The sequence below is a fragment of the Cellulomonas taurus genome, from assembly GCF_012931845.1.
Lineage (GTDB): Bacteria > Actinomycetota > Actinomycetes > Actinomycetales > Cellulomonadaceae > Cellulomonas > Cellulomonas taurus.
Window position 1 is genome coordinate 2,205,348 of sequence record NZ_CP051884.1, and the last position, 17,195, is coordinate 2,222,542.

The window sequence follows — 17,195 nt, forward strand, 5'->3', positions numbered from 1 at the left end:
GTCAGGCGTCGGCCTTCTCGTCCGAGGACTCGTCCGCTGCCTCTTCGACCACGGCGTGCAGCGAGAGCTTGCCGCGCGGGTCGATCTCGCCGATCTCGACCTGGACCTTCTGGCCGATCTTCAGCACGTCCTCGACGTTCTCCACCCGCTTGCCGCCGACCAGGCGACGGATCTGCGAGATGTGCAGCAGACCGTCCTTGCCCGGGGACAGGGAGACGAAGGCGCCGAAGGTCGTGGTCTTGACCACGGTGCCCACGAAGCGCTCGCCCACCTCGGGCATGTGCGGGTTGGCGATCGCGTTGATCGCCGCCCGCGCGGCCTCCGCCGACGGACCGTCGGTGGCGCCGATGTAGACCGTGCCGTCGTCCTCGATGGAGATGTCGGCGCCGGTCTCCTCCTGGATCTGGTTGATCATCTTGCCCTTCGGGCCGATGACCTCGCCGATCTTGTCGACCGGCACCTTCACCGAGATCACGCGCGGCGCGAACGGCGACATCTCGTCCGGGACGTCGATCGCCTCGTTCAGGACGTCGAGGATCGCCAGGCGAGCCTCCTTCGCCTGGGTCAGGGCGTCGGCGAGCACGGAGGCCGGGATGCCGTCCAGCTTGGTGTCGAGCTGGATCGCGGTGACGAAGTCGCGGGTACCCGCGACCTTGAAGTCCATGTCACCGAAGGCGTCCTCGGCACCGAGGATGTCGGTCAGCGCGGCGTAGCGCGTCTGGCCGTCGACGGTGTCGGACACCAGGCCCATCGCGATACCGGCGACCGGGGCGCGCAGCGGCACACCGGCGTTCAGCAGCGACAGGGTGCTGGCGCAGACCGAGCCCATCGAGGTGGACCCGTTGGAGCCGAGGGCCTCGGAGACCTGACGGATCGCGTAGGGGAACTCCTCGCGGCTGGGCAGCACGGGCATGATCGCCCGCTCGGCCAGCGCGCCGTGACCGATCTCGCGGCGCTTCGGCGAACCCACCCGACCGGTCTCACCGGTGGAGTAGGGCGGGAAGTTGTAGTTGTGCATGTACCGCTTGCGGGTCTCCGGGGACAGCGTGTCCAGCTGCTGCTCCATCCGGAGCATGTTCAGCGTGGTGACACCCATGATCTGGGTCTCGCCGCGCTCGAACAGCGCCGAGCCGTGCACGCGGGGCAGGACCTCGACCTCGGCGGACAGGGTGCGGATGTCCCGCAGGCCACGCCCGTCGATCCGGAAGCCGTCGGTCAGGATCCGCTGGCGGATGACCTTCTTGGTCACGGCGCGGACCGCGGCGGACAGCTCCTTCTCGCGACCCTCGAACTGGGCTGCCAGCTCGTCCAGGACCTCGGCCTTGACCTCGTCCTGACGGGACTCGCGGGACTGCTTGTCGGCGATGGACATCGCCTCGTGCAGCTTGGCCTCGGCGGCCTTCTCCACGGCGGCGTACGCGTCCGGCTGGTAGTCCGGGAAGGTCGGGAACTCCCGCACCTCCTTGGCGGCCTGGGCGGCCAGCTGCTGCTGCGCCTCGACCAGGGCCTTGATGAAGGGCTTGGAGGCCTCGAGGCCCTGGGCCACGATCTCCTCGGTCGGCGCGACGCCGCCCTCGTCCTTGATCAGGTTCCAGGACTTCTCCGGCGCCTCGGCCTCGATCATGGCGATCGCCACGTCGTCACCGACGACACGACCGGCCACGACGATCTCGAAGGTGGCGCGCTCCCGCTCGGTGTACCGGGGGAAGGCGACCCACTGGCCGTCGATCAGCGCGATCCGCACCGCACCGACCGGGCCGGAGAACGGCAGGCCGGAGATCTGGGTGGAGATCGACGCGGCGTTGATCGCCAGGACGTCGTAGGCGTCGTCCGGGTGGATCGCCAGCACGGTGATGACGACCTGGACCTCGTTGCGCAGGCCCTTGACGAACAGCGGGCGCAGCGGGCGGTCGATCAGGCGGCAGGCCAGGATCGCGTCGGTGGACGGGCGACCCTCGCGGCGGAAGAACGAGCCGGGGATCTTGCCGGCGGCGTACTGCCGCTCCTCGACGTCCACCGTCAGCGGGAAGAAGTCGAACTGGTCCTTGGGGTGCTTGCCCGCCGTGGTGGCCGACAGCAGGGCGGTCTCGCCGTCGAGGTAGGCCATCGCGGAACCGGCGGCCTGCTTGGCCAGCCGACCGGTCTCGAAGCGGACGGTACGGGTGCCGAACGTGCCGTTGTCAATGACGGCCTCGGCGAACTGGATCTCGGGACCCTCCACGGGTGCCCTCCTTCGGGTTCGTGAGCGCCCTGGCCACGGCGGTCTTCGATCGAGGTCCACGGAGACGTGCTCCGTGGCCCACTACCGAGGACCGGACGAGACCGAACGGGGCGCTCGGGGTGTTTCGAGTGAAGCGCCCGGGGTATCCGACCCCTGACGCAGGACCAGCCCGGACCCCGTGTGGGGTCCGGGCTGGTCAGGCGATCATCGCCGCAGGCCGAGGCGCTCGATCAGCGCGCGGTAGCGGGTGATGTCGGTCTTCTGCAGGTACGCCTGGAGCCGACGACGCTGGCCGACCAGCAGCAGCAGGCCGCGCCGGCTGTGGTGGTCGTGCTTGTGCTCCTTGAGGTGCTCGTTCAGGTCGTTGATCCGCCGGGTCAGCAGCGCGATCTGGACCTCCGGGGAGCCGGTGTCACCCTCGTGGGTGGCGTACTCGGCGATGATGGACTTCTTGGTGTCGATGTCGAGGGGCACGACTCTCCTTGAAATTCGTTGCGCGGTGCTCCGGGGCAGGTCCACCCGGGCGCTCTCGGTCCGCGGCCGTTCTGACGGCGATGCAACCTTATCAGTTGGGCGCGTCGGAGGCGCCGAGCACCTCGCGCACCCCGTCGACGTCGACGTGCATCTGCTCGATCAACGCGTCGATGTCGGTGAACCGCAGCGTCGGCCGCATCCGGGCGACGAACTCCAGCACCACCTGGGCGCCGTAGAGGTCGAGGTCGGTGCGATCGAGCACATAGGCCTCCACCCGCCGCTGCGCCCCGTCGAAGGTCGGGTTGGTGCCGACCGAGATCGCGGCCGGCAACGGCGCGCAGGCGGCGGACGGAGCCGTCGCGTCCTGCGCCGCACCGTCCGGCCGCACCACCCGCAGCCACCCGGCGTAGACGCCGTCGGCGGGGACCATGCCCTCGGCCTCCGGCTCCAGGTTCGCGGTCGGGAAGCCGAGCTCACGTCCCCGGGCGTCGCCGTGCACGATCACGCCGCGCATCCGGTGCGGATGGCCCAGCACCCTCTGCGCCGCCCGCACGTCGCCCGCGGCCAACAGTTCGCGCACCCAGGTGGAGGACCAGCGCCGGTCACCCTCCTCGGCTGCCGTGGCATCCGGGGCGCCGGTCACGTCCTCGATCACCCGGACGGTGAAGCCGAACCGCTCCCCCAGTGCCCGCATCGTGTCCAGGTCACCGGCATTGTCCCGACCGAAGCGCACGTCCCGGCCGACCACGACGGTGCGCGCCCGCAGCCCGTCGACCAGGTAGCCCCGCACGAACTCCTCCGGGGTCTGCCGGGCGAAGTCCAGGGTGTAGTCCACCAGGAGCACCGCGTCCAAGCCGGTCTCCGCCAGCAGTTCCAGCCGGTCGGCGTCGCCGGTCAGCAGCGGCGGAGCGGTCTCCGGCCGGTGCACCCGCTGCGGGTGCGGGGTGAAGGTGATCGCCACGGTGGCCAGGCCCGCGGTCCGGGCGTCGTCGATCATCCGCGCCAGCACGCTGCGGTGCCCCCGGTGCACGCCGTCGAAGTTCCCGATGGTCACCACCGACGGTCCGAAGTCCTCGGGCACCTGCCCGAGTCCGGTCCAGCACTGCACGCGCTGCTCCACTCTCTGTCCGTCTGCCTGTCCGTCTGCGGGAACGTCCACCGCCGGTCCGTCCGCCGCGACCGTCCGGGCCGCCACGCTCACGCGATCGGCCCCGGTGGACACGGCGTGGCCCGACCCGGCGACCGTTCCAGCCCGGGTAAGCCTGCCACGCCGATCCGGATGCGTGTCACGACCCGGCGAAGACCAGCACCGGCCGCGCCTGCGGACCGCGGTCCTCGATCAGCGCCACCAGCGTCCCGTCGGGTGCGATCGCCGCCACGGTGCGCTCGGCGCCGTCCACCCCGCTGGGCGCGATCCGCTGGCCGTGCCCCAGCGCGCGGGCCTCGTCCGCCGTCAGGTCACGGGTCGGGAAGGTGGCCCGCGCCGCCTCGGCCAGCGGCAGGGTGTCGACCGGAGTGTCCATCGGCCACTCCTCCAGCTCCGCCAGCGACCGGGCGGCGGTGATCGGATAGCCGCCCACCCGGGTCCGGCGCAGCATGGTCAGGTGTCCGCCGACCCCGAGCGCGGCACCGAGGTCGCGGGCCAGCGCGCGGATGTAGGTGCCGGAGGAGCAGACCACGCGCACGTCGACGTCCACCGCGTCGCCGCCGACCCGGATGTCGCCGACCTCGAACTCGTGCACCGTCACCGGCCGAGCGGCCAGCTGCACGTCCTCGCCGGCGCGCACCCGGGCGTAGGCGCGCTGACCGTCCACCTTGATCGCGCTGACCGCGCTGGGCACCTGCTGGATCGCCCCGGTCAGCTCCGCCACCGCCGCCGTCAGCCCCGCCGGGACCGCCGTGACCGGCACCCGGGACACCGATTCGCCCTCGGCGTCGTCCGTGGTGGTCGACTCGCCCAGCCGGATCGTCGCCCGGTACTCCTTGTCCGCCCCGGTCACCCAGGTGAGCAGCCGGGTGGCCCGACCGACCCCAAGCACCAGCACGCCGGTGGCCATCGGGTCCAGGGTCCCCGCGTGCCCCACCTTGCGGGTCCCCGCCAGCCACCGGGCCTTGGCGACCACGTCGTGACTGGTCCAGCCGGCCGGCTTGTCGACGATCAGCAGACCGTCGGCCGCGGTCGGGCGACGGGGCCGATCCGGCCGACGGTCGCGCTGGTCACGCTGGTCGCGCTGGTCGCGCTGGTCGCGCTGGTCGCGCTGGTCGCGCTGGTCAGCGGGCATCGTCGTCGAGGTCGTCCTCGTCGTCGGCGGGCTTCTTGTACGGGTCCGCGTCGCCGGCGTAGGTCGCCTGGGCGGCCAGCGCCTCCAGCTCCTTGTCCCGGCGCGCTGCCTCCAGGAGGGCGGCGTCCAGGTGGGCGGCGGTCTCCGGCACGGCGTCCAGGACGAACTCCAGCGTCGGGGTCAGGCGCACGCCCAGCTGCTTGCCGACCTCGGAGCGGATCAGACCGGTGGCGCTCTTGAGGGCCGCCGCGCTGCCCTGCCGTGCCTCCTCGTCGCCGAACACCGTGTAGAACACGCTGGCGTGCTGCAGGTCGCCGGTCACCCGGACGTCGGTGACGGTGACGAAGCCGAGGCGCGGGTCCTTGATCCGGGTGTCGATCATCTGCGCGACGACCTGCTGGATCCGGTCGGCGACCTTGCGTGCCCGGGGGTGGTCCACCATGACTGCTCTCTCTTTCCTACGTCAGTGCTGTTCGGAGGATCTTCCCCCGGACGACGGCGGGCCCGCACCTCACGCCGAGCGGCGCGGGTACGGGCCCACCGGTGAGCCGGTCAGACGCGCGGCTTCTCGCGCATCTCCCAGGTCTCGATGACGTCACCCTCGCGGATGTCGTTGTACGACCCGAGGCCGATACCGCACTCGTAGCCCTCGCGGACCTCGACGGCGTCGTCCTTGAAGCGCTTCAGCGAGTCGATGGTCAGGTTGTCCCCGATCACCTTGCCGTCGCGGAGCACCCGGGCCTTGCTGTTCCGGCGGATCTCCCCGGAGCGGACCAGCGAACCGGCGATGTTCCCGGCCTTGGAGGAGCGGAAGACCTCGCGCACCTCGGCGGTACCGAGCTGCACCTCCTCGTACTCCGGCTTGAGCATGCCCTTGAGGGCCGCCTCGACGTCGTCGATCGCCGCGTAGATGACCGAGTAGAACTTGACCTCGACACCCTCGCGGTCCGCCAGCTCCTCGACCCGCTCACCGAACTTGACGTTGAAGCCGATGATCACGGCGTTGTCCACCGTGGCCAGGTTCACGTCGTTCTGGGTGATCGCGCCGACGCCGCGGTGGATCACGCGCAGGTCGACCTCCTCGCCCACGTCGATCTTGAGCAGCGCATCCTCCAGGGCCTCGACGGCACCGGAGACGTCACCCTTGATGACCAGGTTGAGGGTCTCGACCTTGCCCAGCTCGAGCGCCTTGGTGAAGTCCTCGAGGCTGATCCGCTTGCGGCGCTTGGCCAGCAGGGCGGCACGCTCGGCGGCCTCACGCTTCTCGGCGATCTGACGGGCGGTGCGCTCGTCCGGAGCCACCAGGAAGGTGTCACCGGCACTCGGCACGGACGCCAGACCCAGGACCTGCACCGGACGGGCCGGGCCCGCCTCGGTCAGCGCGTTGCCGTGCTCGTCGAACATCGCACGGACACGACCGTGGGCGGTGCCGGCGACGATCGCGTCACCGACGTGCAGCGTGCCGGACTGGACCAGGACGGTGGCCACGGAACCGCGACCCTTGTCCAGGTTGGCCTCGATCGCCACACCACGCGCGTCCTTGTCGGGGTTCGCCCGCAGGTCGAGCGCCGCGTCGGCGGTCAGCAGGACGGCCTCCAGCAGCTGGTCGATGCCCATCCGCTGGCGGGCCGACACGTCGACGAACATGGTGTCGCCGCCGTACTCCTCGGCCACCAGGTTGTACTCGGTGAGCTGCTGACGGATCTTCGCCGGGTTGGCGTCCTCCTTGTCGACCTTGTTCACCGCGACCACGATCGGCACACCGGCCGCCTGGGCGTGGTTCAGAGCCTCGACGGTCTGCGGCATCACGCCGTCGTCCGCCGCGACCACCAGGATCGCGATGTCGGTCACCTGGGCACCACGGGCACGCATGGCGGTGAACGCCTCGTGACCCGGGGTGTCGATGAAGGTGATCGGACGCTCGACGCCCTCGTGCTCGGCACGCACCTGGTAGGCACCGATGTGCTGGGTGATCCCACCCGCCTCACCGGCCACCACGTCGGTGGACCGGATGGCGTCCAGCAGCTTCGTCTTACCGTGGTCGACGTGACCCATGACGGTCACGACCGGCGGACGGGCCTGCAGCTGCGAGTCGTCCTCGTCGGCCAGCTCCTGGTCCAGGTCGATGTCGAAGGAACCGAGCAGCTCCCGGTCCTCCTCCTCCGCCGAGACCATCTCGACCCGGTAGCCGAGCTCGGCCGCCAGGGTCCCGAAGGTGTCCTCGTCCAGGGACTGGGTGGCCGTGGCCATCTCGCCCAGGTGGAACAGGACGGTGACCAGCGACGCCGGGTTCGCGTCGATCTTGTCCGCGAAGTCGTTCAGCGAGGCGCCGTGACGCAGGCGGATGACCGTGGAGCCGTTGCCCCGGGGCACCTGCACGCCGCCGAGCGACGGCGCCTGCATCTGCTCGAATTCCTGACGCTTCGCGCGCTTCGACTTCCGGCCTCGGACCGGACGGCCCCCGGCGCGCCCGAAGGCACCCTGGGTGCTGCCACGACCACCGGCACCGCGGGGACCGCCGCCACCGCCACCGGGACGACCGGCGAAACCGCCACCGCCACCGGGACGACCGGCGCCACCGCCGCCGTAACCACCACCGCCACCCGGACGGCCACCGCCGCCGGGACGGGCCGGACGCTCACCCGGACGACCCACCCCACTGGTGGACCGACCCGGCATCATGCCCGGGTTCGGACGGGCGCCGCCGCCGGGGCGCGGAGCCGCCGGACGCGGGCCACCCGGACGGGGACCGCCCGGACGCGGGCCACCGGAACGCTCGCCACCACCGGCAGCGCCGGCCTGAGCCGCGGGGGCCTCGGAACGACGCTCACCCGGGCGGGGCATGCCCTGCGAGGAGGCGAACGGGTTGTTGCCCGGACGCGGTGCACGCTCGCCACCGGAGCGCGATCCGCCGGAGCGGGGCATGCCCTGGGACGGCGCGAACGGGTTGTTGCCCGGACGGGGGCCGCTGGGACGCGGCGCGCCCGGACGGGGTGCACGGCCCTCACCGGAGTCCGCGGCCGGGGCCGGGGTCTCCGCGGGGGCGGCGGGTGCCGGCTTGGGGGCCGGTGCGGGCTTGCTCGGGGCCGGGGTGGCGGCCGGTGCCGAAGCGGCAGCCGGAGCTGCCTCGGCGGCCGGTGCCTCGGCCGGGGTGGCGGGTGCCGGTGCCGCGGCAGCGGGCTTCGCAGCCGGCTTGGGCGCAGGCTTCGGCTTGGACTCCGCCTTGCTGTCGCCGCCTCCGGCGGCCGGGTAGGTGTCCCGCAGCTTGCGGACCACCGGCGGCTCGATCGTCGAGGACGCCGAGCGCACGAACTCACCGAGTTCGTTCAGCTTGGTCATGAGGGTCTTGCTATCAACGCCGAGCTCCTTGGCGAGCTCGTAGACGCGGACCTTGGCCACATCTCTCCCTGTCTCGGTCCGCCCGGACAGGGTCGGACCGTCGTTAGTGCTGGGTACTCATCGCTGGGTACTCATCGGTAGGTGCTCATCGGGCAGCCATCGGCTCTCGACCCGCTTCCCATGTCGACGGTGCTCCCGGCCACCGGAGGTCCCGGTGACCGATGCTCCTCATGCCCCGAGGTGCCGGTGCACCGCTGTGAGATCCACCGGCCCTGCGATCCGCAGGGCTCGGGGAAACGCACGACGGCGCTCGGCGAGCTCGAGGCAATGAGGTTCGGGGTGTAGCCACGCCCCCCGGCCCGGCAGCGACCGCGTCACGTCCACCACCAGCACCCGGGGCTCGGCCTCGGTGGTGGTGGGCGTGGCGACGACCCGCGTCAGGGCCGACCTCGGGCCGATCTGGCGGCATCCCACGCAGGTGCGGACAGGATTCGACCTGCCGCGCTCACGGGGAATGCCGGACATGACCTGCCCAGCCACGTCGAGTCTAGCGCGCGAGGTCAACGGTTGAGACCGTCGGACCCCGCGACCGGCTCGGCGAGGGCCCCGGTCGCCTCCGCGGCGTCGGACCGGATGTCGATCCGCCAGCCGGTCAGCTTCGCGGCCAGACGGGCGTTCTGGCCCTCCTTGCCGATCGCCAGAGACAGCTGGTAGTCCGGCACGACGACCCGCGCCGCCCGGGTGTCGGGGTCCACCACCGTGACCGAGACCACGCGCGCCGGGGACAGGGCGTGTCGCACCATCTCCGCCGGGTCGTCCGAGTGGTCGACGATGTCGATCTTCTCGCCCTGCAGCTCGGCCATCACCGCGCGCACCCGGGCGCCCATCGGGCCGATGCAGGCGCCCTTGGCACCCAGGCCCTGCACGTGCGAGCGCACCGCCATCTTGGTGCGGTGACCCGACTCGCGGGCGAGCGCGGTGATCTCCACGCTGCCCTCGGCGATCTCCGGCACCTCCAGCTCGAAGAGCTTGCGCACCAGGTTCGGGTGGGTGCGGGACAGCGTGATCTGCGGCCCCTTCGGTCCCCGGGCCACATCCAGCACGTAGGCGCGGATCCGGGCGCCGTGCGGGTACTCCTCGCCGGGCACCTGCTCGTGCTGCGGCAGCACCGCCTCGGTGCCGCCGACGTCCACCAGCACCACCCGCGGGTCGCGACCCTGCTGGATCACCCCGGACAGCACCTCGCCCTGCTTGTCGCGGAACTGGCCGAGCACCTGGTCGTCCTCGGCGTCGCGCAGCCGCTGCACGATCACCTGGCGGGCGGTGGCGGTCGCGATCCGGCCGAAGCCGGTCGGCGTGTGGTCGAACTCCGGGCCCAGCTCGGTGCGCGGCGGGGCGGCGACCATCGCCGACTCCCCTGCCTCGCCGTCGCCCTCGGCCGGCTCCGGCTCAGCGGGGGCGACGGTGATCCGCTCGCGCGCCCAGACGGTCACGTGCCCGGACCGCCGGTCGAGCTCCACCCGGGCGTCCGGGTAGGCGTCCGGGGTGCGGTGGTACGCGGAGAGCAACGCCTGCTCGATCGCGGAGACCAGCACGTCCAGGCTGATCTCACGCTCGCGCTCGATCAACCGCAGTGCCTGCATGTCGATGTCCATGTCAGTCCTCCTCGTCCTTGCCGCCGCGCAGCTCCACCTCGACCACACCCGCACGCACCGCCGACAGCGGCGTGCGCACCGGGTCACCCACCTTCGCCGGTCGGCCCTTCACCCCGGGGGTCTCCGGCGTGACGATCAGGGTCGCCTCGTCGGCGCCCTCCGGCTCGACCTCGACCAGACGGCCGCGCAGAGCGGCACCGTCCGCCAGCTCCAGCGCCACCAGGCGACCGATCGCCCGGGTGAAGTGACGGCGTGCCGTCATCGGGGCGGTCGCGCCCCGGGTGGACACCTCGAGGGTGTACCGCTCGGGCAGACGGTGGTCGATGGTCTCCAACGCGTCGGCGACCGCGCGGGTCACCGAGGCGACCGCGTCCAGGTCGACCGAGTCGTCGGCCTCCTCCGGAGCATCCACCACGACCCGCAGGACGTGGCGGCCGCTCTCGCGCACCAGCTCCACATCCTCCAACCACAGACCGGCGGTGGACACCAGGGGTTCCACGAGCTCGCGGATCTCGCTGCTCGGCGCGGACATGAGTCCTCCTGAAGTCGGCTTCCTCGGACGCCCGCCAGCGACGAGGCGAGAGAGCTGACGGTGTGTGGTTGTCATTCCTGGCGCGCTGCGTCGGTTCGGCGGACCGTCCCTTGCTGACCCCAGCCTACTGACTCCGAGGGCCGACGCGGTTCATGGCAGGATCGCGCGTGATGAGCACCACGTCCGCGCCCCGTCGCCGCAACCGTCTCGCCGCCCTGGTCACGGTCGCCGTCCTGGCCCTGTCCGGCTGCGGGCTGCGGCTGGAGACCCCGGATCCGACCGAGCCGACCCCGGATGCCGCCGAGGCGCTGCGTGCGGGTTCGGTGGATGACGCCCTCGCGCTGGCCGCCGGGTCCGAGCACCTGCTGGCGGGTGCCGACGCCGGGGTCGCCCCGGTGCTGACCCTGGTGCACGACGCGGCGTCCGCCCACGTGACGGCCCTCGGCGGCGAGTACGACTCGGGCCTGCCGGAGCCCACCCCGTCGCCGAGCACGACGACGGCGCCGGTGGCCGATGCCCCGGCGCTCCTGACCCTGCTCGGCAGCACGGCGGTCCGTGCGCGCTCCGACGCCCTGGCCGCCTCCGACTCGGGCACCGCGCGCCTGCTGGCCGCGATCGCCGCCGCCCGCGCGCAGCAGGCCACCCAGCTCGCCACCGCCCTGGGCACCGACATCCCGGCACTCACTGCGGACGCTTCAGAGACCTCAGACCCTGTGGACACTGCGGGCCCTGCGGACACTGCCACCTCGGCTGCCACCGACGGCGACGGATCCGGCTCCGGAGCCGGTGCCGCCACCACGGGGACCCCGGCGCTGGGCTCCGCCTCCGTGACCGCGCTGACCCTCGCCGAGGACCAGGCGGGCTACGGCTACGAGGTCGCGGCGGCCCGGCTGTCCGACACCGCCCGCACCGCAGCGCTGGCGCAGGCACGCAGCCACCGGGCGCGCGCCGAGGACTGGGCGCGGCTGGCCGGGATCGCGGGGACCGCGCAGGACCCGCGCCGGGTGGTCTACGACCTGGGCGCTGCCGCCGCCGACGCCGACACGGCGCGCACCTCCTGCGCGGCCCTGGAGCGCCGACTCGCCGACGTCTACGCCGACGCCCTGCTGGCCAGCGACGCGGACACCCCGGAGCGCACCGTGCTGGTCGACCGCCTGCGCGGCGCGGCCCTCGATCAGCTCCGCTGGGGCGGGACCGCCACCGCCCTGCCGGGCATGGACGGGCTGGACGGCGCCTGACCCCTCCGTGCCGAACCCGGGAGCCTCCGGCCCGGCACGGTCCCCGCGATCCGCTGAGTCCGGGATCGGGGTCCGCCGACATGCGAACGGCCCGGCCGGAGACTCCGACCGGGCCGTGAGCGCGTCCGCGCGTCGTGCTCGTGCTCAGGCGAGCAGGGCGTCCACCAGCTCGGCGATCCGGTCGGCTGCCTGCTCGACCGGCACCTGCTCGGACTGCGGACCGTCGGGGGTGACCACCCGGGGCCGCACCTCGATCACGCCGTCGGCCAGGCCGCGACCCACCACGGCCACCAACGGGACACCCAGCAGTTCGGCGTCGGCGAACTTCACGCCGGGCGAGACCTTCGGCCGGTCGTCGTAGAGCACCTCGATGCCCCGCGCGTCCAGGGTGGTCGCCAGCGCCTCGGCGGCCTCGAACACGGCGCTGTCCTTGCCGGTGGCGACCACGTGCACCTGGGCCGGCGCGACCTTGGCGGGCCAGGCGAGGCCCTTCTCGTCGTGGTTCGCCTCCGCCAGCGATGCCAGCACCCGGGTCACCCCGATGCCGTACGAACCCATGGTGACCACCTGGGACTTGCCGTTCTGGTCCAGCACGGTCAGGCCGAGGGCCTGCGCGTACTTGCGGCCGAGGGCGAAGATGTGCCCGATCTCGATGCCACGGGCCAGCTCCAGCGGTCCGGAGCCGTCCGGTGCCGGGTCGCCCGCACGCACCTCGGCGGCCTCGATGGTGCCGTCGGCGGTGAAGTCGCGTCCGGCGACCAGGTCGAAGACGTGCCGGCCGGGCTGGTTCGCACCGGTGATCCACCGGGTGCCGGTGACCACGCGCGGGTCGAGCAGGTAGCGCACGGCGGTACGACCCTCGTCGTCGATCGCCTTGCCCTCCGCGTTCGGGCCGAGCACGCCGGGGCCGATGTAGCCCTTGACCAGCTCGGGGTGCGCAGCGAAGTCCGCCTCGACCGCGGTCTCGACCTCGGCCGGGGACAGGTTCGCCTCCAGCCGCTTGAGGTCGACCTCACGGTCACCGGGCAGGCCCACCACCAGGAGCTCGCGCTCCCCGGTGGGATGCACCAGGGCGAGCACCACGTTCTTCAGGGTGTCGGCGGCGGTCCACGGCCGGTCGGCCCGCGGGTGCGCCGCGTTCGCGACCGCAACCAGCGACTCGATCGTCGGGGTGTCCGGGGTGTCCTCGACGTGCGCGGCCGGGGCGTCGGAGAAGTCGACGGCCGGGGGCACGACGGTGGTCACCGCCTCGACGTTCGCCGCGTACCCACCGGGCGAGCGGACGAAGGTGTCCTCGCCGATCGCGGTCGGGGTGAGGAACTCCTCGGACCGCGAGCCGCCCATCGCACCGGAGGTGGCGGCCACGATCACGTACTCCAGGCCCAACCGGTCGAAGATCCGCTGGTAGGCGGCGCGCTGCAGCTGGTACGACGCCTCCAGACCCTCGTCGTCCAGGTCGAAGGAGTAGGCGTCCTTCATGATGAACTCACGGCCACGGATCAGACCGGCGCGGGGGCGGGCCTCGTCGCGGTACTTGGTCTGGATCTGGAAGAGCGCCAGCGGCAGCTCCTTGTAGGACGAGTACAGGTCCTTGACCAGGAGGGTGAACATCTCCTCGTGGGTTGGGGCGAGCAGGTAGTCGACCTCGCGACGGTCCTTGAGCCGGAACAGGTTCGGGCCGTACTCGGTCCACCGCCCGGTCGCCTCGTAGGGCTCGCGGGGCAGCAGCGCCGGGAAGTGCACCTCCTGCGCGCCCGCCGCCACCATCTCCTCGCGCACGACCTGCTCGACCTTGGCCAGCACCCGGAGTCCGAGCGGCAGCCAGGTGTAGATCCCCGGGGCGGCCCGGCGGATGTATCCGGCCCGGATGAGCAGCTTGTGGCTGGCCACCTCGGCGTCGGCGGGGTCCTCCCGCAGCGTGCGGAGGAAGAGCGTGGACAGGCGTAGGAGCATGGCTGCAGCCTAGTGGCCCGCCGGGTGCGGAGGGGGTCACCCCCGCAGACCGTGCGATGTCGGCTGCGGGGGTGTGCCCGGACGGCCCCCTGTGACACGTCCGGGCATCCCCTGGCGACCACCCCGGTGCGATGACCGGGGCGGCGCACCTCCACACCGAACCCGAAGGGTCGGCCCCTGTAGTGGAGGTACGCCCCGTGTGGAGCGCTGGCACGACTCTAGGTCATATCCCCTGTGACAAGCACCAACCGTCGGCGTTTCGTCCGGTGTTTCGCACAAGGCGAGCGACATATCGCCCGGACCGCCCCGAGCCGGTCCGGCGGGTGGACTGCGCGGCGGACGGGGTGCGGCACGGACAGGGCTGCGGGGCGGACGGGGCGTGGCACGGACAGGACTGCGGGGCGGACGGGGCGCGGCACGGACAGGGCTGCGGGTCGGCGGGGCTGCGGGGTCGACGGGGCTGCGGGGTCGACGGGGCTGCGGGGTCGACGGGGCTGCGCCACGATGGTCCGATGCCGGAGTTGCCCGAAGTCGAGTCGCTCGCCCAGTTCCTGCGGGACCGCACCGTGGGCCGCACCGTGGCCGCCGTGGAGGTGGGGGCGATCAGTGCGCTGAAGACCTTCTCCCCCGCGCCGGACGCCCTGGTGGGCGGCACGGTCACCGACGCGCGACGGCACGGCAAGTGGCTGGATCTGGCGGTGGGCACCGACCTGCACCTGGTGTTCCACCTGGCCCGGGCGGGCTGGCTGCGCTGGTCCGACGCGCTGCCCGGCACCCCGGTCCGCCCCGGCCGCTCACCGCTCGCCCTGCGGGTACGGCTGGACGACGACTCCGGCTTCGACCTCACGGAGGCGGGGACCCGCAAGCGCCTCGCGGTGTACCTGGTCCACGACCCGGCCGAGGTGCCGCAGATCGCCTCCCTCGGGGTCGACCCGCTCTCCGAGGAGTTCACCGTGCAGCGACTGGCCGATCTGATGGCGGCGAGGAACCAGCAGATCAAGGGGCTGCTGCGCGATCAACACCTGATCGCGGGGATCGGCAACGCCTACTCGGACGAGATCCTGCTGGTGGCACGGACCAGTCCGTTCGCGCTCACCCGCTCCTTCGATGAGGAGCACACCGCACGGCTGCACGCCGCGGTGCACGACGTGCTGACCGAGGCGGTGGCGGCGTCGGCGGGCCGACCGGCGGCCGAGCTCAAGGACAGCAAGCGGCGCGGGATGCGGGTGCACGGCCGCACCGGTGAGCCGTGCCCCGGGTGGGACGGGGTGCCCTGCGGCGACACCGTGCACGAGGTGTCGTTCGCCGATTCGTCGCTGCAGTACTGCCCGACCTGCCAGACCGGTGGGACACCACTCGCGGATCGGCGGATGTCCCGGCTGCTGCGGTGATCGCGGGCGCGGTGGTCAGAGCGGCGGTCAGAACAGCACGGTGGCGAACGTCCCCACCTGGCGGAAGCCGACCCGGCGGTACGCGGCGAGCGCCCGGGCGTTGTACCCGTTCGCGTACAGCGACACCACCGGTGCCACCTCCGCCCGGGTCTGGGCCACCACCGCGGCCATGCCGGACTCGGACAGTCCCGCGCCGCGCCGGTCGGGACGCACCCACACCCCCTGGACCTGCGCCACTCCCCCGGCGACCGCCCCCAGTTCGGCCTTGAACTCGACCTGACCGGTCGCGTCCATCCGCACGTAGGACCGGCGGTCCCGGATCAACCCGCGCACCCGCGCCTCGTAGGCGCCACCCGAACCGGCCAGCGGCGAGTACCCGACCTCCTCGGTGAACATCTGCACGCAGGCCGGCAGCAGGGCGTCGAACTCGTCCGGTCGGCTGAGCCGCACCTCGTCGTCGGCCGGAAACGCGGGGTCGCGGTCCAGGACCATCGAGGGCTGGTCGGCCCGCACCTCACGGACCCGACCCCAGGCCGGCCGCAGCCTGTCCCACAAGCCGAGCGCCGCCGGCGCCTCGCCCACGATCGACGAGCAGCGGCGTCCCTGTGCCCGGCCGAAGGCACCGAAGGCGGTCAGGGCATGGTCGGCGATCTCGGCGCCGCGGGTCGGGTCGACGTCGGGCAGGTCGGGCACCACCGGGACCAGGTTCGCCCCGGACCAGCAGATCGCGACCAGCAGGCCGTCGACCTCGTAGCCCCACAGCTGCCCGCCGGTGCGGTGCAACCCGATCCGGGCGGCGTGCTCCAGCCGCACGGTGGCCAGCACCGACGCCACCGGGTCGAGCGCGCACACCGCGAGCGCCGCCGGCAGGTCCGCGTCGTCCAGGATCCGGCCCGTGCCGGGCCCGCTGCGCACCCCGATCCCGGCCCCGGCGCTCATGACACCTGCACCACCGGAGCGGCGCCGTCCACCTGTTCCATGCCCTCGGCCAGGCGCATGGCCTCCTCGATCAGGGTCTCGACGATCGCCGACTCGGGCACCGTCCGGACCACCTCGCCCTTGACGAAGATCTGGCCCTTGCCGTTGCCGGAGGCCACCCCCAGGTCAGCCTCGCGCGCCTCGCCGGGGCCGTTGACGACGCAGCCCATCACGGCCACCCGCAGCGGCACGCTCATGCCCTCCAGCCCGGCGGTGACCCGCTCGGCCAGGGAGTACACGTCCACCTGCGCGCGCCCGCACGACGGGCAGGACACGATCTCCAGCTTGCGCGGCCGCAGGTTCAGCGACTGCAGGATCTGGATGCCGACCTTGACCTCCTCCACCGGCGGCGCGGAGAGCGAGACCCGGATCGTGTCGCCGATCCCCTGGCTCAGCAGCGCCCCGAAGGCGGTGGCCGACTTGATGGTGCCCTGGAACGCCGGTCCGGCCTCGGTCACACCCAGGTGCAGCGGCCAGTCGCCGCGCTCGGACAGCAGCTCGTAGGCGCGCACCGTCACCACCGGGTCGTGGTGCTTCACCGAGATCTTGAAGTCGTGGAAGTCGTGCTCCTCGAAGAGCGAGGCCTCCCACACCGCGGACTCGACCAGCGCCTCCGGCGTCGCCTTGCCGTACTTCGCCAGCAGGCGGGGATCCAACGACCCGGCATTGACCCCGATCCGCAGCGACACGCCCGCCTGGTCGGCTGCCCGGGCGATCTCGCGCACCTGGTCGTCGAACTTGCGGATGTTCCCCGGGTTGACCCGCACCGCCGCACACCCGGCGTCGATGGCCGCGTAGACGTAGCGCGGCTGGAAGTGGATGTCGGCGACCACCGGGATCTGCGACTTGCGCGCGATGGCGGGCAGGGCGTCGGCGTCGTCCTGGGTGGGCACGGCGACCCGGACGATGTCGCACCCGGCGGCTGTCAGCTCGGCGATCTGCTGGAGCGTGGCGTTGATGTCGGCGGTCACCGTGGTGGTCATCGACTGCACGCTCACCGGGGCGTCACCGCCGACGTCGACCGAGCCCACCTTGATCTTCCTGGTGGGTCGCCGCGGAGCCAGGACCGGGGCCGGCGGTTCGGGCATCCCCAGGGCGATAGGCATCGTCACCGGGTCATCATCGCACCGTG

Annotated in this window: 14 protein-coding genes; 2 read left to right on the forward strand and 12 right to left on the reverse strand. The window is 72.5% G+C overall.

All coding sequences use genetic code 11. From position 1 onward, the window contains the following. Position 1: 1 nt before the first annotated feature. The 9 genes from HGK68_RS10220 to HGK68_RS10260 all read right to left on the reverse strand — a co-directional run bounded on the left by HGK68_RS10220 (position 2) and on the right by HGK68_RS10260 (position 10,503). Positions 2-2,221 (reverse strand): polyribonucleotide nucleotidyltransferase, encoded by a 2,220-nt coding sequence (locus HGK68_RS10220; protein ID WP_169165870.1) that lies wholly within the window; start codon positions 2,219-2,221, stop codon positions 2-4. A 204-nt stretch (positions 2,222-2,425) separates the two neighbouring features. After that, on the reverse strand, positions 2,426-2,695 hold the full coding sequence (gene rpsO / locus HGK68_RS10225) for a 30S ribosomal protein S15 (protein ID WP_169165871.1): 270 nt from the start codon (positions 2,693-2,695) through the stop codon (positions 2,426-2,428). A 91-nt stretch (positions 2,696-2,786) separates the two neighbouring features. Then, positions 2,787-3,803: a bifunctional riboflavin kinase/FAD synthetase gene (locus HGK68_RS10230; RefSeq protein WP_169167060.1), complete on the reverse strand. Its 1,017-nt coding sequence runs from the start codon at positions 3,801-3,803 to the stop codon at positions 2,787-2,789. Positions 3,804-3,981: 178 nt separating this feature from the next. Continuing rightward, positions 3,982-4,977 carry a tRNA pseudouridine(55) synthase TruB gene (truB, locus tag HGK68_RS10235; protein ID WP_169165872.1) on the reverse strand — a complete coding sequence of 332 codons (996 nt, stop codon included), beginning with the start codon at positions 4,975-4,977 and terminating at the stop codon, positions 3,982-3,984. Further along, positions 4,967-5,419: a 30S ribosome-binding factor RbfA gene (rbfA, locus tag HGK68_RS10240; RefSeq protein WP_169165873.1), complete on the reverse strand. Its 453-nt coding sequence runs from the start codon at positions 5,417-5,419 to the stop codon at positions 4,967-4,969. Before rbfA ends, truB begins: the two co-directional genes overlap by 11 nt. A gap of 110 nt (positions 5,420-5,529) precedes the next feature. Then, positions 5,530-8,376, reverse strand: a complete 2,847-nt coding sequence (gene infB / locus HGK68_RS10245; protein WP_169165874.1) for a translation initiation factor IF-2 — start codon at positions 8,374-8,376, stop codon at positions 5,530-5,532. Positions 8,377-8,544: 168 nt separating this feature from the next. Continuing rightward, the gene (locus HGK68_RS10250; RefSeq protein WP_169167061.1) at positions 8,545-8,841 is read right to left on the reverse strand and encodes a YlxR family protein; all 297 of its coding nucleotides are present in this window, start codon (positions 8,839-8,841) and stop codon (positions 8,545-8,547) included. 35 nt (positions 8,842-8,876) lie between these two features. Further along, a complete protein-coding gene (gene nusA, locus HGK68_RS10255) occupies positions 8,877-9,971 on the reverse strand; it encodes a transcription termination factor NusA (RefSeq protein ID WP_169165875.1) in 1,095 nt (364 codons plus the stop codon). Position 9,972: 1 nt separating this feature from the next. Then, positions 9,973-10,503: a ribosome maturation factor RimP gene (locus HGK68_RS10260; RefSeq protein WP_169165876.1), complete on the reverse strand. Its 531-nt coding sequence runs from the start codon at positions 10,501-10,503 to the stop codon at positions 9,973-9,975. A gap of 170 nt (positions 10,504-10,673) precedes the next feature. On the opposite strand from HGK68_RS10260, the gene HGK68_RS10265 reads away from it, so the two are divergent. Then, positions 10,674-11,741 (forward strand): DUF4439 domain-containing protein, encoded by a 1,068-nt coding sequence (locus HGK68_RS10265; RefSeq protein ID WP_169165877.1) that lies wholly within the window; start codon positions 10,674-10,676, stop codon positions 11,739-11,741. A 144-nt stretch (positions 11,742-11,885) separates the two neighbouring features. Here HGK68_RS10265 and HGK68_RS10270 read toward each other — a convergent pair whose 3' ends face one another. Next, positions 11,886-13,694: a proline--tRNA ligase gene (locus tag HGK68_RS10270; protein ID WP_169165878.1), complete on the reverse strand. Its 1,809-nt coding sequence runs from the start codon at positions 13,692-13,694 to the stop codon at positions 11,886-11,888. 512 nt (positions 13,695-14,206) lie between these two features. On the opposite strand from HGK68_RS10270, the gene HGK68_RS10275 reads away from it, so the two are divergent. Continuing rightward, positions 14,207-15,085 (forward strand): Fpg/Nei family DNA glycosylase, encoded by an 879-nt coding sequence (locus HGK68_RS10275; RefSeq protein ID WP_169165879.1) that lies wholly within the window; start codon positions 14,207-14,209, stop codon positions 15,083-15,085. 27 nt (positions 15,086-15,112) lie between these two features. Here the strand turns inward: HGK68_RS10275 and HGK68_RS10280 are convergent, their stop codons facing one another. Beyond that, positions 15,113-16,024, reverse strand: a complete 912-nt coding sequence (locus HGK68_RS10280) for a GNAT family N-acetyltransferase (protein ID WP_169165880.1) — start codon at positions 16,022-16,024, stop codon at positions 15,113-15,115. After that, positions 16,021-17,169 carry a flavodoxin-dependent (E)-4-hydroxy-3-methylbut-2-enyl-diphosphate synthase gene (ispG, locus tag HGK68_RS10285; protein WP_169167062.1) on the reverse strand — a complete coding sequence of 383 codons (1,149 nt, stop codon included), beginning with the start codon at positions 17,167-17,169 and terminating at the stop codon, positions 16,021-16,023. The genes HGK68_RS10280 and ispG overlap by 4 nt, the downstream gene beginning before the upstream one ends. Between the last annotated feature and the right edge of the window lie 26 nt (positions 17,170-17,195).

Bases quoted from the DNA above. Each gene is read 5' to 3' on its own strand.
- HGK68_RS10260 (WP_169165876.1), bottom strand. From the start codon at position 10,503: ATGTCCGCGCCGAGCAGCGAGATCCGCGAGCTCGTGGAACCCCTGGTG.
- nusA (WP_169165875.1), bottom strand. From the start codon at position 9,971: ATGGACATCGACATGCAGGCACTGCGGTTGATCGAGCGCGAGCGTGAG.
- truB (WP_169165872.1), bottom strand. From the start codon at position 4,977: ATGCCCGCTGACCAGCGCGACCAGCGCGACCAGCGCGACCAGCGCGAC.
- ispG (WP_169167062.1), bottom strand. From the start codon at position 17,169: ATGCCTATCGCCCTGGGGATGCCCGAACCGCCGGCCCCGGTCCTGGCT.
- HGK68_RS10280 (WP_169165880.1), bottom strand. From the start codon at position 16,024: ATGAGCGCCGGGGCCGGGATCGGGGTGCGCAGCGGGCCCGGCACGGGC.
- HGK68_RS10265 (WP_169165877.1), top strand. From the start codon at position 10,674: ATGAGCACCACGTCCGCGCCCCGTCGCCGCAACCGTCTCGCCGCCCTG.
- HGK68_RS10250 (WP_169167061.1), bottom strand. From the start codon at position 8,841: ATGTCCGGCATTCCCCGTGAGCGCGGCAGGTCGAATCCTGTCCGCACC.
- rbfA (WP_169165873.1), bottom strand. From the start codon at position 5,419: ATGGTGGACCACCCCCGGGCACGCAAGGTCGCCGACCGGATCCAGCAG.
- HGK68_RS10270 (WP_169165878.1), bottom strand. From the start codon at position 13,694: ATGCTCCTACGCCTGTCCACGCTCTTCCTCCGCACGCTGCGGGAGGAC.
- HGK68_RS10275 (WP_169165879.1), top strand. From the start codon at position 14,207: ATGCCGGAGTTGCCCGAAGTCGAGTCGCTCGCCCAGTTCCTGCGGGAC.